Raw genomic sequence first — 14,475 nt, forward strand, 5'->3', positions numbered from 1 at the left:
ATTTAGATACGTTTAACATACAGATAAATTAACTTTTAGAGGAGAATCAGAAAATGGATTATAGAGTGTTATTGTATTACAAATATACAACAATTGATGACCCTGACACATTTGCTACCGAACATTTAGCATTTTGTAAAGAGCATAACTTAAAAGGTAGAATCTTAGTATCTACAGAAGGTATCAACGGTACATTATCTGGTACAAAAGAAGATACAGATCAATATATTGAACATATGCATGCAGATGAACGTTTTAAAGATATGACTTTCAAAATTGATGAAGCTGAGGGGCATGCATTCAAAAAAATGCACGTACGTCCTAGAAAAGAAATTGTTGCTTTAGGTTTAGAAGATGATGTAGATCCACGTGTGACAACTGGTAAATATTACTCACCTAGTGAGTTTAAAGCTGCATTAGAAGATGACGATACTGTTATTTTAGATGCACGTAATGATTATGAATTTGACTTAGGTCATTTCCGCGGCGCCATTCGCCCAGATATTACACGCTTCAGAGATTTACCAGATTGGATTCGTGAAAATAAAGAAAAATTAGATGGTAAAAACATTGTGACGTATTGTACGGGTGGCATCCGTTGTGAAAAATTCTCAGGCTGGCTTGTAAAAGAAGGCTTTGAAAATGTAGGACAATTACATGGCGGTATTGCTACGTATGGTAAAGACCCAGAAACAAAAGGTGAGTACTGGGATGGCAAAATGTACGTCTTCGATGAACGTATTAGTGTCGATGTGAACCATGTAGATAAAACAGTGATTGGTAAAGAACACTTTGATGGCACTCCATGCGAACGTTATATTAACTGTGCAAATCCAGAATGTAATAAACAAATTTTAGTATCCGAAAAAAATGAAGCAAAATATCTTGGCGCATGTTCATATGACTGTGCCAAACATGAACGTAATCGCTACGTTGCAAAACACCATATTAGTGATGAGGAATGGAATCGTCGTTTAGAAAACTTTAAAGATGTTCCTGAACATATTCACGCATAATGACATGTACCCTTTATAAGTATCAACCTACTTTTAAAGGGTACTTTTACATAATTACTGTGCTATAATAACTTAAATTGAAACTTACCTAAGGTGATTGTTATGAAGAAGCACAGTAAAGATTACTTCCATCTTTTTTATAGTCAGCTATTCGCAAATACTGGAGACGTGTTAACCGTTGTCGGCTTAATTTCGGTAGTATATAGTATGACCTCAAAAACGACTGCCGCTTCTATGATTCCAATTATTTTTACTTCCGGTCTCTTTGTTAGTAGCTTTATTTCAAATTATATTTATCAGTATTTTACTCAAAAACAAGTATTATGGATTTTCCAAGGGCTTAAACTTGTGAGTCTATCCATCATCGCAAGTCTACTTATATTCGAGGAATCTCCAATATTTATTTTTATTCTACTATTTATAAATGCTCTATTTGATGGATTTACCAATCCAATTAAGAACGCGATGATTCCTTTTATTGAAAAGAAAGAATACATAACTTCGGCGAACGCTTTAATGAATATGATGAGTAGTATGGTTCAATTGTCGATATGGGCATTAGGTGGATTTCTGATGAGTCTGATTGGCGCTAAATATTTATTTTTATTTGCGCTTGTACTAGAAATCCTATCCTACTTCTTTATTATTCAACTTTCAGAACGGCATATTTATAATAATGAAAAAGAAAATATATTAAATAGCTTTAAAACTGTATTACATCATAACTATTCCAATAAACTGAGTTTATATCTAAATCTATCTACAATTTTCGAATCTGTCGCAACGTCCATTTGGGTTGCTGCAATTATCCTTACATATACGAGAACATTTTTACATGTCGATGATTTTTGGTTTGGACTCATCAATGCTGCCTTCTTTAGTGGGACGATTATTGCTGGATTATGGATAAATGGTAAAGATCAATTTTTCACAAAAATAAGTTACCCTATTATTATTTATATTCCGCTCATATTAGCTTTTATTAATGCCAGCTTTATCCTACATCAATCTGTGTTACTTGCTTTACTCATGTCATTATTAATGGGAATTTTCGAAGATTCACGCTATATTTCTTTAAACTCAGTTGTACAACGTGAAGTACCAAAAGAAGCCCTAACATCCACCTATATACTGAATAATTTATTAAGCAGTATATTTTTCTCACTTGGTACTTTAGGTATTTCTCTTGTTGTAGATAATCAAGGAGTGATGTGGGCATATGTAATTAGTAGCGTTGCTTATGTGTTAACATTTGTTTTAGGTTTATATTTTAAAACAGCAATTAAAAATTAATTTACGAGGAGACGACGATATGTGTACAGGCATTACATTTCAAGCCAGCAATGGAGATGTTATTTTTGGAAGAACGATGGATTACGATTATCCTTTGAACGGGTTTCCTGCAGTTCAACCTCGAGGATACTCCTTTAAATCGCATGTCGACTATGAAGGGGAAACGTTGTATGCCTTTGCAGGTGCTGGTTCTGATATGGAGGGATTTGTTTTTGGAGATGGCGTCAATGAACATGGACTTGCCATGTCAAATCAATACGATCGTGGATATGCGTCATATGCGACAGACATTCGTGAAGGCTATATCAATATTTCGCAAACAGAAGTCCTTGTGTGGGCGCTCGGCTATAACAGAACTATTGAAGAACTTATTGAAAATGCGAAACAAGTTAACGTTGTAGCCTATTCATATAGTGATATTAACGAAGTTCCTCCATTACATTATCATTTATCTGATGCGACAGGGCGCACTGTGGAAGTGACATTTGTTGAAGGACGTATCGTCGTGATTGATAATCCAATTGGCGTACTCACAAATAACCCAGATTTAAATTGGCATTATGAAAATTTGAAACACTATATGCATGTGACACCATATAACATTGACAATGCATTTTCAAAACAATTGAACTTAGGGAATACGAATGGCACATTCGGTTTACCTGGAGGGTATACATCTGGCGAACGTTTTGTTCGAGCAGCTTATCTTGTTCATCACTTATTACCAAATAGCGATGACCATCCTATCTTAGATGCATTTAGAATTTTAGACCATGTGAGTGTACCAAAAGGCGCTGTTCGCCCTTCAGACAATGGATTTTATTATACGTTATATCAAACTGTTTTTAATTTAACGACAAAAACACTCTATATTAAATATTATGACTCGAATACCATTACAGAATTACAACTTACCGATGACTTAATAAATCGTGACGATTTGGTAGTCTTTTCGAGAAAGAATAAAGGGTTATATACTGAAAAAGTGAATGACTAACATATTTTTAAATCTAATAAAGTACCTCTCTTACAATTTGATGTAAGAGAGGCTTATTATTTTTTTACTTTTATCATTCTTTATTTTATCTATAAACTAATCCACCATCAGTTAAAATGGCTTGTCCAGTAATATAATCTGAATCTGATGATGCTAAGAATGATACTAAAGAAGCCACATCTTTTGGTTCTTGATAACGCCCGAGTTTAATTGCTGATGAGAACTGTTCAAATGCTTCACCAGGTTTTAGATTACTATCTAATTTAACCATTTCAGCATCAATACGATCCCACATTTCAGTTTTAGCAACTCCAGGACAATAAGCATTCACCGTAATACCTTTTTCAGCTAATTCTTTCGCTGCAGTTTGAGTGAGAGAACGTACTGAATGTTTAGTAGCACAGTATGTACCTAATACCTCATAAGATTCATGTCCTGCAATACTGCATGCGTTAATGATTTTACCTTTACTATTTTGCTTAATAAACTGTTTTGCTGCCGCTTGAATTCCAAATAACGTGCCATATACATTTATATGGAATAATTTATCCAATTCATCTTCTGTAATATCTAAAATAGGTGATACCGCATCTACACCAGCATTATTTACAAATACATCAATTTGACCAAATTCTGCCACTGCAAATTGAACTAATTCTTCTTGCTCTTTTTTCTTAGAAACATCACTATGAAATGCTACCACGTTATATCCATTCTCTTTAAATTCTTGTTCTGTTTTTTCTAGAGCTTTTTGATTAATATCTTGAATCACAATATTAAATCCATCATTGGCTAAACGTTGAGCAATTCCTTTTCCTAATCCTGCTGCTGAACCTGTAATGACTGCTGTTTTTGTCATAATACCACTCCTTTTACATAATTATTTTACCCTTCTAGTTTAATTTTATTCTTAATTTTAAATAATTCACAAACTGTTCATATATCTTTTACGTTGCCTTATATCATCATCTGTTTAATGATGTAAATAAGTGTTTATACCTTACGTATTAAACTGTAAAAAATTAAAGGAGAGGTTTTCTTATGAATATTTTAGTTACTGCATTTGATCCGTTTGGCGGAGAAAAGGTAAATCCGGCATTAGAAGCGGTTAGACAACTGGACCCTACTATTGGGGCACATACCATTACAACATTAGAAATCCCAACTGTATTTCACAAATCAAAAGATGTGATTCAACATGAATTAGAACATCATCATTACGACGTGGTATTATCGATTGGACAAGCAGGGGGACGTTTTAATATTACACCTGAACGTGTAGGCATTAATATTGATGATGCACGTATTGCGGATAATAAAGGAAATCAACCCATTGATGTTGCCATTCATCCAGATGGTGCACCAGCCTACTTTTCAAATCTTCCTATAAAATCAATGACAGAAGCGATTAAAAAAGCGGGTGTTCCAGCAAGTTTATCGAATACCGCAGGCACATTTGTCTGCAATCATGTACTTTATCAATTAGGCTACCTTGCAGATAAGTTTTATCCTAACTTACGATTTGGCTTTATCCATGTTCCCTTTATTCCAGAACAAGTCATAGATAAACCTAATACACCTTCGCTGTCTTTAGATACGATTACAAAAGGAATTACAGCAGCAATCCATGCGATTTCAGACCATCCTGATGTTAAAGTAGCTTTAGGAGAAACACATTAGAAAATGAGATAATTAGTTATAGATAAGATACAATTTCTATAATTAAAACAATTCTTTTTGTCTACAAAATATATAATTTTGTAGACGTTTTTTACTTTCAAAATAAATGTTTCCATGTATCATTAATAAGTGATGAATACAAATTGAAAGAGGTTTTAAATTTGAGAAAGCATCTGCTTTTGTCATTCGTGATGTGTGCCTCACTACTATTAACTGGATGTACACATGATTAGCATCAACACAAAGAAGTGAAAGTATCTCTTGCACGAGAATTTAACCCGAGTCAGTTAGATGCACAATCATTTGACATTCCAATGCCTGTCTACAGTGCAATATATCAATCTTTTGTTACATATGGAGAAAATGGAAAGATTGAACCTGGTTTAGCTAAATCTTGGGAAGTATCTAATAATGGAAAAGATTTTACATTCCATTTAAAACACAACATTAAATTTAATGACGGTTCAACTTTCAACGCAAAAGCAGTCAAATTTTCATATGGATAGCAAAAGCATTGCTTGTAGAACCAAATATCTTGATTTTAGATGAAGCAACAACAAATTTAGATGTGATGAATGAAGATATCATCTTACAGATGTTACGAGAGTTTCAATATTTACAATTAATTATCATTACGCATGATTCATATGTATTACAAGCTTTGTCTGGTAAACATTTAAATGTTGGTTAGTTCAAAATAAAGAGTGGGACAACAAATTCATAATGCGTTTTGTCTCACTCTTTTCATAAATCGTTCAACTATTTTATAAAGTAAGTTGTAGGTTGAAATCAGAGTATGTTATGTTCAAGTTGTAGTATACGTCGTTCAAATAAAAACATTAGAGGTGATACAACCATGACTCAACAAGGTATTACAGAAACACGTATGCATTCAGATTCAAATCTTGACTCTCACCATTATAAAAATGATGAACGCTATCCTAAAGGAAATCGCTTCTTAAATGTTCTTATTTTTATAGGATGGATGTTACTTGCTCAGATTCCTATTGTTCTTATTTTATTTATTACTAACTTTTCTGCAAAAATGGATATTACAAGTGGAACACTAGCAACACTATTATTTATGATGTTAGCCGCTGTCGTTATTTGGCTGGTTAGACGTTATTATCAACGGCATACATATGAGCCAATTAAACCGTTTAAACGCAAAGATATTATGATTAATATCGGATGGGCACTATTACTTCGCGTTATTGTTATTGGAATGAGTTTTCTAATGATGGCAATAACAGGTCAAGCACAAACAGAAAATGATAAAGCATTACTTGGTAACTTTCAAGGCGCGAAACCTTCTCCCGATCAACTTGGACAAGCGTTTCCTGTCATTGTATTTGCACTCACCCTTACGTTTGTAGCACCTTATTTAGAAGAATTAATTTATCGAGGTATCTTTAAAGAGACACTATTTAAACGTAGCAGTTTTTGGTTACCATTTATTTTATCTTCACTTATTTTCGCTTCTCAACATGGTATTTCAAATTGGGTAGCTGTTTTAATGTATATCACGATGGCGATGATTTTTTATCTCGCTTATCATCGTCGTCATAACGTTAGAGACAGTATGATGGTTCATATGATTCATAATGGCGTGACGGGTATTGTAATTATTGTGAGTTACTTTATCGCAATGTTTAGCTAAAAAAGTATACTAGTTAAATTAAGTCGACAACTATCTCGCCAAAAAAGGAGTGGAACGGAATTCATTTTAAATTCGTCGGCCCACTCCTTTTTTAATTCATTCGATTAATCTATATCAATATGATTTGAATCCTCATTAAACGCTTCAGTTTTAATATTTTTTTCTTCCAAGAAATTTGTAATATCTTGTTTTTCTCGATCATTTACAATATCTTGATCTTTATTCACTTGCTCAATATCATTAAAAATAGATGTATCATCATCTGATTTTAATGATATTTCTAAACTTTTTTGCTCTATGCGATTGGCTGTTGAAATATAACGACTTATTTTATCAGTATAGATCGCATAGTCATTATTTGGCATCTGATTATTTTGAATGTATTGTGCAAAATTTGCATCATTCTCATTCTCTAATTGAACAAGTTTCTTTAATTTATTTGCTTCTGTATTGGATAATTTTTGATTGGAATATAATTTCATTTTATATGTATTCATCGTATCATTGATTTTTTTATCAATATTAATATACTTTTTAATATCTTTTTTAATCGTTTTCTCAGAAATCTGTACATGTCGTACTGATGTTTTTTCAAAAACATGATCCGGTACCTTTGTATCTGGTTCTAGACTGATATCTTGATCATCAGAACTCTTATTGTCTTCTGTTGAATGTTCTTCTTGTGTATCCGCTTTGTCCGAATGGTCACTATCCTCTTTAGACAATCGATGACATCCCACTAAGCCAATAGATAATATGAGAATAAGCGTTACTATCACTATCTTTTTCATAACTTTTCTCCTTAACTACGTTTATTCATCTTTACTTTAAGTATAGACCAATTACGACTATTTTTGAATGCGTTATAAGTTGCTATCTTTATATGGAGTACGGCACATTAACAGAGCAATAATCACAATGATATAGCCTATGATAGAGACGATAGATGCTTCAAAACCAAACTGTCCTCCCGTAAGCACCATATTTTTAAAACGTAAAACATATTGAAAGACGTTATAGTCAGTTTCTTTTGTAGTGATATAAACGACTTGAAAGACATTCCAAAAGAAATGTAAAGTGATACTCGCCCAAATGGTGTTAAATCGATATGTTGCTATACCAAACATCATACCAACTAAAGTGCCACTAGCTAACAATAAAAGGAAACTTGTAACATTTAGAGCACCATTCAATAAATGAATCACGCCAAAAAACAGTGAAGTACCAACGATTGCGATTCGAATGTTCGTTTTCTTTTCAATATAGCCCATTAAAAGACCTCGACACACCATTTCCTCGACAATAGCACCAGCTGCAGCTTGCATAAAAATAATGTAACTCAAGTCGTGTATCGTCTTACTGATTGAGTTAAAATGATGTATCTTAAAATCTCCCGGTATAAAAATAAAGTAAATCGCATATACTACGCACGGTAATGCAATCCCTAAAATCAAATAAATCGGATGAAATACAGGTTTTGTAATTCGATATGAAGATAGCGCCTCTTTAAATACATGAGTAATTATCCATCTTACGATGAAAAATGTAAGTAAAATATAAGTGATACTCGATAAAATTGTTCCAATTCCATAAAATGGTATCAATGTATCAAATAATAGCGCAATCGTTTGAGAAATAACCATAATGATTATCGCTAAAAGAAACATACCAACAATTTTTATTATTTTCATTTTTATTCTCCAATATAAGTGATGTATATAAATTTATCATAGCATAGAAAAAAGAGTAAGATTGAATTGACAATGAATTCATTTTCCTACTCTCTTAATATTAAAAATCAATTTCTTTTTGCTATTTTAGATATATATGTAGAAGCTTTATTTTTGTCGTAAATCGTTAAACCAGTAATATCTTTTACATTTTTAGATGGTACAAGCAAGCTTACGATATAACCTAAAATAAAAGCAACTAAAAATGAAATAATTGATACGTAAAATGGTGAGTTTCCTCCACCTATTCCATGAAGTAAATAAGCGATAATTACTCCTGCAAATAGTCCGACAATGACACCAAATGTATTTGCACGTCTTGTGAATATCCCAACTGCAAATATTCCAGCTAACGGCACACCAAATAATCCAGTAATAAGTAAGAATAAATCCCATAAATTATTAGAATCTGCTGCAATTAAATACATCGAAATACCATAGCTTAATAAACCTGCTATCACAATAATTAATCGAGCAAATTTCACTTCTGATTTATCATCCCTTTTTCCAAAGAAGCGATGTTTAATATCTTCAGAAGTACATGCTGAAATTGAATTTAAACTTGATGAAATTGTTGATTGTGCTGCAGCGAATATTGCTGCAATAAGTAATCCACCAATAAATGGGGGCATTTCAGTCAAAATAAAATATGGAACAATTGATGATGTATTAAAACCTTTAGGCAATGTTTCTTGATGCTGATAAAATGAATACATCATCGTACCCATGCCATAGAAAATAGGCGCTGAAATTAGTGCTAAGACACCATTTGTCCATAATGATTTTTTGGTTTCTTCCATAGATTCTGATGCTTGATAACGTTGTACTACATCTTGGCTCGCTGTATATTGATGTAAATTATTAAAAATATTTCCCAGGAAAATAATTGGGATCGCCGCTGCTGCTGAGTTAAGTTTCCAATTATCTGCGCTAAGAATTTTTTTATTCGCAATAGCATCATGTACAATTGTGCCAAATCCACCTTTTATTTCAAAAGCACCGATGATAATGATAAGCAGTGCTCCACCAAGTAAAATGACACCTTGGATAAAATCGCTCCAAACGACTCCTTCGAATCCACCTAAAAATGTATATAAAATACATAAAATACCTACTAAACTTGCTACAATGTATGGATTAATATCAGATACAGCAGTTATTGCTAAAGTTGGTAAATAAATAACGATTGCAATACGTCCTAAGTGAAAAATAATAAATAATAATGATCCAATTAAACGTATACTTGGTCCAAATCGTGCTTCTAAATACTCATAAGCTGAAGTTACATGTAATTTTTTAAAGAATGGAACATAAAAAGCAATTAATATTGGAATGATTGCTACAATTGCAATATTTCCTGCTATATAGGCCCAATCAGTTAAAAAAGCTTTTTCAGGTGTAGACATAAACGTAATTGCACTTAATGTAGTCGCATAAATAGAAAAGCCAATTGCCCACGATGGTAAACGTCCGCTTGCTTTAAAGAAACTATCAGTATCTTGACTTGCACGTTTAGTAAAATAGGCACCTACTAATAACATTGCTACAAGATAGACGATAACTGCTATCCAATTCCATAACCCAAATCCTATATGTTGCATAAGGATCACCCCTTGTTTATATTCTGTCGTTTAAATTGTGTCGTAATTACAAGCTATAAGTTTCAATTAATTGATTTAATTCTTTACGATTTGCTTCATTAAATGGTGAAAATGGACGTTTAGGTACTCCACCATCGATGCCTCGTGTTTTTAATATTTCTTTTAAAGTAGGGTAAATACCCATGCTTAAAACTGTTTCAATAATATTATTAGTATCGTGTTGAATTTTATAAGCTTCTTCAATTTTACCTTCACGAGCTAAGTCATAAATTTGACGTGCACGACGGCCATTCACATTATATGTAGAACCAATTGCACCATCTACTCCAGAAATAACTGCTTGAACTAACATTTCATCAAATCCTGACAAAATCAACTTATCTGGAAATGCTTTTCTAATTCTTTCAAGTAAGAAGAAATTTGGCGCAGTATATTTTACTCCTACAATTTTTTCATTATTAAACAATTCTTTAAATTGGTTGATACTAATATTTACACCAGTCAAATCTGGGATGGCATAAATTATCATTTTATTTTGCGTTGCTTCAATAATATCGAAGTAATATTGCTTAATCTCTTCAAAAGAAAACGGATAATAGAATGGTGTTACTGCTGATAATGCGTCATATCCTAAATCTGTGGCATACTTCCCAAGTTCAATGGCCTCATTTAAATCTAGTGAGCCTACTTGAGCAATTAATTTCACATCATTTCCAACCGCTTCTTTTACAACTTTAAAGATTTGTTTCTTTTGTTCTTTACTAATTAAGAAATTTTCTCCAGAACTTCCATTTACATATAAACCGTCTAATTGTTCAACTTCTATTGCATTCTTTGCGATTTGTTTTAATCCCTCTTCTTTAACTTGACCATTTTCATCAAATGGGACAAGTAACGCTGCATATAATCCTTTTAATTGTTCTTCCATTCGAAATCCTCCAATATATGATCTGAATTTTTTATAATTTTATTATTAATTCAACAGCAATATATTCTATTTATATTTCGAATTGTAAACGCTATCATATTTTTATACAATACTATATGAAAAATATTAACAAATAATTCTAAATTTGATGAAAATAATTTTCAAATTAAAACTAGAGTACTAAAAATGATTTATAGTAGTTATAAAGAAAACTAAGGAGGTTTTTTATATGTATAAAATTGCAGTTGATATCGGGGGCACTAATATAAAACTTGCAGTAATTAACAATGAATTAAACATTATTGATTATAAAACAATTGCTACTCCAGACAATATTCACATTTTAATAACGAACGAAATATACTTAATCATTGATGCATTTATAAAAAAATATCAGCTTAAAAATCCTCACATTGGTATCTCAAGTGCTGGCGTTGTAGATTCAACTCGTGGAGAAATTGTTTACACTGGACCAACTATTCAAAATTTTGATGGTACAAATTTTTTAAATGTTTTCAAGGAATTGTCCTCAAATATAACTGTTTACAACGATGTAGATGCAGCATTACTTGGGGAGCTTTCTTTGCATAATTATGAAGAAAATAACATCTTTTGTCTTACTTTAGGAACAGGAATTGGCGGTGCATTTTATAATAAATCTATTGGAATCTATCAAGGTGCACGTCATCGAGCAAATGAAATTGGTTATTTGCTTTATCGTTCTTCCGATGACAAAACATTTGAACAAAGAGCTTCAACTTCAGCGCTAAAAGATTTAATGCTATTACATCACTTTAAGTATGACACTAACGTACCAAAATTATTTGAATTAGCTGAAGAAAATGACACTGTAGCAATCAATATTTTAGAAGAGTGGAGCCATTCAGTAGCTGAAGGTATCGCTCAATTACAAATTATCTATGATCCTGAACTTATCTTGATTGGTGGAGGTATCTCTTCTCAAAAAGATACACTATTAAAATATATTAAGCCTAAAATTCATTATTACCTTCCGCCTCATTATGGAATAGCACGTCTTCAGACGACTCGAAGTGGTAATAATGCAGCTTTGTACGGTGCAATACAATAGTAGTTATAAACATGGAGGACTACGCATTCTAGTCCTCTTATTTATTTGCTCCCATGGTTTAGCACAACTTGACGTGTTTGTTGATAGAGTTTATGCATGTAAGGATCTCCAAGAAGAATGTAACTCACAAGATCTAATAAAAAGTGAGTTGCAATTTGTGAATTAATAAATCTTGTATCATTATTATTGGACTGCGCAGACGTAATCAGCACTAAATCTGCATTTTTAGTAATTGTGCTTCCTTCAAAATTAGTAATTACAACAACATAAGCGCCTTGATTTCGTGCTATTTTAGCCGCATCGATAAGCTCACTTGTTTCACCACTATTTGAAATTGCTACAAACATATCATTCGATGATAATAATGACGCAGAAATCTTCATTTGATGAGCATCTGTGGATACTAAACCTTTTATCCCCATACGCATGGCACGATAATAAAATTCACTTGCTGTTAAACCTGAACTCCCTAAACCTGCGAAATTCACCTGTCTACATGTTTTTAAATTATGTGCTAAGCGTTTAATTTTTTCCTCAGAAATAAACTCTCCAGTTTGTTGAATGATATTTTGATGATAACGATGTATAAGTTGTACTAATGGTGCATTTTCTACAGATTTCTCTGATTTTTCATGTTGCAAACTAAACTTCATATCTTGAAAATTATCGTAATTTAATTTGTTACTGAAACGCGTTATTGTAGCTGGCGATGTTTCAATTGCATAAGCCAATGAATTAATTGTTGAGAAACTATCATCAAGTGGATGCTTTTGTATATATTCTATAATTCGTTTATCTGTTTTTGTTAATAAATGACGACAACGCTGAACTCTATTTTCAAATTTCATTTTACAATCATCCTCTTTACTCAATTAAATAACTTATGTCTAATTTATTATAAATGAAAATATTTTTCAATTTATAATTTTAAATTGATAATAATTTTCTCAATGTTATGATATGAGTAAATCAATTCAACAGTATTGTATAAATAACCACAAACTCGATATATTCTATTTATAAATATAAATGTTACGGAGTGAATGATATGTTACCACAAGGATTAATCGTTTCTTGCCAAGCTTTACCTGAAGAACCTTTACATTCTTCGTTCATTATGTCAAAAATGGCTTTAGCTGCTTATCAAGGCGGTGCAGTAGGTATACGTGCTAACTCTATAGAAGATATTGTAGCTATTCGCAAGGAAATCAATTTACCAGTTATCGGAATTGTTAAACGAGATTACACTAACTCAAGTGTATTTATAACTGCAACTTCAAAAGAGGTAAATGAACTCATTGAAAGCGGTTGTGAAGTCATTGCTTTAGATGCTACTAAACAAAAACGTCCAAAAGAATCTCTTGAAGAACTTGTGAAATATATTAGAGAAAAAGCGCCTGATATTGAAATTATGGCTGATATCTCAACGATTGAAGAAGCTATTTATGCAGATCAATTAGGTTTTGACTATATTGGAACCACTCTAAGAGGGTATACATCTTATACAAAGGGTCATATATTATATGAAAATGATTTTGAATTTTTAAAAGAAGTACTTAATCAAGTAAACACAAAAGTCATTGCAGAGGGTAATGTCATCACACCTGACATGTATAAAAAAGTGAACGAACTTGGTGTTCATTGTACAGTAGTTGGTGGTGCGATTACACGACCTAAACAAATTACCGAACGATTTGTTGAAGCAGTAAAAAATCATTCATAAACATATGGAGGCGTTTAGATGATGAAATTGATCAATTTAAAAAACAAATCTATCGCAAGTGATTATGTAGCAGTTGAGTTATTAAAGTTAATACAAAGTACGCCGACAGCTACTCTTGGATTAGCGACAGGTAATACGATGACAGAAATCTATCCACGATTATCTGAATTATTAACGGCAAATCGTGTGAATTTAAATGATATTAAAACATTTAACTTAGATGAGTATGTGGGTCTTAATTCATCACACCCTCAAAGCTACTACACATATATGCATGAGCTGTTATTTAATCATAACGAATGGAATGAAGATCATATCTACATTCCAAGAGGAGACGCATCTGATCTTGAAGACGAAGCACATGCTTATGAACAGCGTCTATCCTCTATAGGACAACCCGATATTCAATTATTAGGTATTGGAGAAAATGGTCATATCGGTTTCAACGAACCAGGTACATCTTTTGATAGTCAAACACGAGTTGTAGATTTAACTGATTCTACGATTAAAGCAAATAGTACTCATTTTGATACGATTGATGATGTTCCAAAACAAGCCATTTCTATGGGATTACAATCTATTATGCGCGCAAAACGTATCATTTTATTAGCTTTTGGAGAACGTAAACAAGAAGCTGTTGAGCGTTTAATGAATGGACCGAAAACTGAAACATTACCTGCTTCTATTTTACAAACGCATCCGAATGTAGACATTATCATTGATGATGTCATATTTAATTATTTAAACCACTAAAAAG

The 14,475-nt window shown here is 32.3% G+C and carries 15 protein-coding genes and 1 pseudogene; 10 read left to right on the forward strand and 6 right to left on the reverse strand.

The genetic code is table 11. The features are described 5' to 3' along the window. Nucleotides 1–53 precede the first annotated feature (53 nt). The 3 genes from NR218_RS02350 (at nucleotide 54) to NR218_RS02360 (ending at nucleotide 3,306) form a co-directional block, all read left to right on the forward strand. A complete protein-coding gene (locus NR218_RS02350; protein WP_019834741.1) occupies nucleotides 54–1,016 on the forward strand; it encodes a rhodanese-related sulfurtransferase in 963 nt (320 codons plus the stop codon). 102 nt (nucleotides 1,017–1,118) lie between these two features. Next, nucleotides 1,119–2,309, forward strand: a complete 1,191-nt coding sequence (locus NR218_RS02355) for an MFS transporter (protein WP_232132893.1) — start codon at nucleotides 1,119–1,121, stop codon at nucleotides 2,307–2,309. Between the two features lie 19 nt (nucleotides 2,310–2,328). Further along, nucleotides 2,329–3,306 carry a choloylglycine hydrolase family protein gene (locus NR218_RS02360; RefSeq protein WP_019834740.1) on the forward strand — a complete coding sequence of 326 codons (978 nt, stop codon included), beginning with the start codon at nucleotides 2,329–2,331 and terminating at the stop codon, nucleotides 3,304–3,306. Nucleotides 3,307–3,391: 85 nt separating this feature from the next. Here NR218_RS02360 and NR218_RS02365 read toward each other — a convergent pair whose 3' ends face one another. After that, on the reverse strand, nucleotides 3,392–4,165 hold the full coding sequence (locus NR218_RS02365; RefSeq protein WP_002488197.1) for an acetoin reductase: 774 nt from the start codon (nucleotides 4,163–4,165) through the stop codon (nucleotides 3,392–3,394). Nucleotides 4,166–4,347: 182 nt separating this feature from the next. Here NR218_RS02365 and pcp point away from each other — a divergent pair, with 182 nt between their 5' ends. The 4 genes and pseudogenes from pcp (at nucleotide 4,348) to NR218_RS02385 (ending at nucleotide 6,646) form a co-directional block, all read left to right on the forward strand. Continuing rightward, nucleotides 4,348–4,986 carry a pyroglutamyl-peptidase I gene (pcp, locus tag NR218_RS02370; protein ID WP_019834739.1) on the forward strand — a complete coding sequence of 213 codons (639 nt, stop codon included), beginning with the start codon at nucleotides 4,348–4,350 and terminating at the stop codon, nucleotides 4,984–4,986. A gap of 314 nt (nucleotides 4,987–5,300) precedes the next feature. Beyond that, nucleotides 5,301–5,492, forward strand: coding sequence for an ABC transporter substrate-binding protein (locus tag NR218_RS02375; RefSeq protein WP_232132904.1), 192 nt, complete (start codon nucleotides 5,301–5,303; stop codon nucleotides 5,490–5,492). Next, a pseudogene (locus NR218_RS02380) lies at nucleotides 5,483–5,677 on the forward strand (NAD+ synthetase); the annotation flags it as partial. The gene NR218_RS02375 and the pseudogene NR218_RS02380, both read left to right, overlap by 10 nt. Nucleotides 5,678–5,842: 165 nt before the next feature. After that, nucleotides 5,843–6,646: a CPBP family intramembrane glutamic endopeptidase gene (locus NR218_RS02385; RefSeq protein ID WP_019834736.1), complete on the forward strand. Its 804-nt coding sequence runs from the start codon at nucleotides 5,843–5,845 to the stop codon at nucleotides 6,644–6,646. 104 nt (nucleotides 6,647–6,750) lie between these two features. Here NR218_RS02385 and NR218_RS02390 read toward each other — a convergent pair whose 3' ends face one another. The 4 genes from NR218_RS02390 to NR218_RS02405 all read right to left on the reverse strand — a co-directional run bounded on the left by NR218_RS02390 (nucleotide 6,751) and on the right by NR218_RS02405 (nucleotide 10,905). Further along, on the reverse strand, nucleotides 6,751–7,437 hold the full coding sequence (locus NR218_RS02390) for an NDxxF motif lipoprotein (protein ID WP_019834735.1): 687 nt from the start codon (nucleotides 7,435–7,437) through the stop codon (nucleotides 6,751–6,753). Between the two features lie 72 nt (nucleotides 7,438–7,509). Further along, nucleotides 7,510–8,337, reverse strand: a complete 828-nt coding sequence (locus NR218_RS02395) for a CPBP family intramembrane glutamic endopeptidase (RefSeq protein ID WP_265848312.1) — start codon at nucleotides 8,335–8,337, stop codon at nucleotides 7,510–7,512. 107 nt (nucleotides 8,338–8,444) lie between these two features. Beyond that, entirely contained in the window at nucleotides 8,445–9,977 is a 1,533-nt protein-coding gene (locus NR218_RS02400; RefSeq protein WP_002449381.1) for a sodium:solute symporter, read from the reverse strand. 46 nt (nucleotides 9,978–10,023) lie between these two features. Then, on the reverse strand, nucleotides 10,024–10,905 hold the full coding sequence (locus tag NR218_RS02405) for an N-acetylneuraminate lyase (RefSeq protein ID WP_017175530.1): 882 nt from the start codon (nucleotides 10,903–10,905) through the stop codon (nucleotides 10,024–10,026). A gap of 229 nt (nucleotides 10,906–11,134) precedes the next feature. On the opposite strand from NR218_RS02405, the gene NR218_RS02410 reads away from it, so the two are divergent. Next, the gene (locus NR218_RS02410; RefSeq protein WP_002454701.1) at nucleotides 11,135–11,995 is read left to right on the forward strand and encodes an ROK family protein; all 861 of its coding nucleotides are present in this window, start codon (nucleotides 11,135–11,137) and stop codon (nucleotides 11,993–11,995) included. A gap of 41 nt (nucleotides 11,996–12,036) precedes the next feature. Here NR218_RS02410 and NR218_RS02415 read toward each other — a convergent pair whose 3' ends face one another. Continuing rightward, nucleotides 12,037–12,843 carry a MurR/RpiR family transcriptional regulator gene (locus NR218_RS02415; RefSeq protein ID WP_002454700.1) on the reverse strand — a complete coding sequence of 269 codons (807 nt, stop codon included), beginning with the start codon at nucleotides 12,841–12,843 and terminating at the stop codon, nucleotides 12,037–12,039. A gap of 200 nt (nucleotides 12,844–13,043) precedes the next feature. On the opposite strand from NR218_RS02415, the gene NR218_RS02420 reads away from it, so the two are divergent. After that, a complete protein-coding gene (locus NR218_RS02420; RefSeq protein ID WP_002449363.1) occupies nucleotides 13,044–13,718 on the forward strand; it encodes an N-acetylmannosamine-6-phosphate 2-epimerase in 675 nt (224 codons plus the stop codon). 21 nt (nucleotides 13,719–13,739) lie between these two features. Continuing rightward, the gene (gene nagB, locus NR218_RS02425; protein ID WP_049379421.1) at nucleotides 13,740–14,471 is read left to right on the forward strand and encodes a glucosamine-6-phosphate deaminase; all 732 of its coding nucleotides are present in this window, start codon (nucleotides 13,740–13,742) and stop codon (nucleotides 14,469–14,471) included. Nucleotides 14,472–14,475: the final 4 nt, after the last annotated feature.

It is taken from the genome of Staphylococcus sp. SUC_1.2 (genome assembly GCF_026222585.1).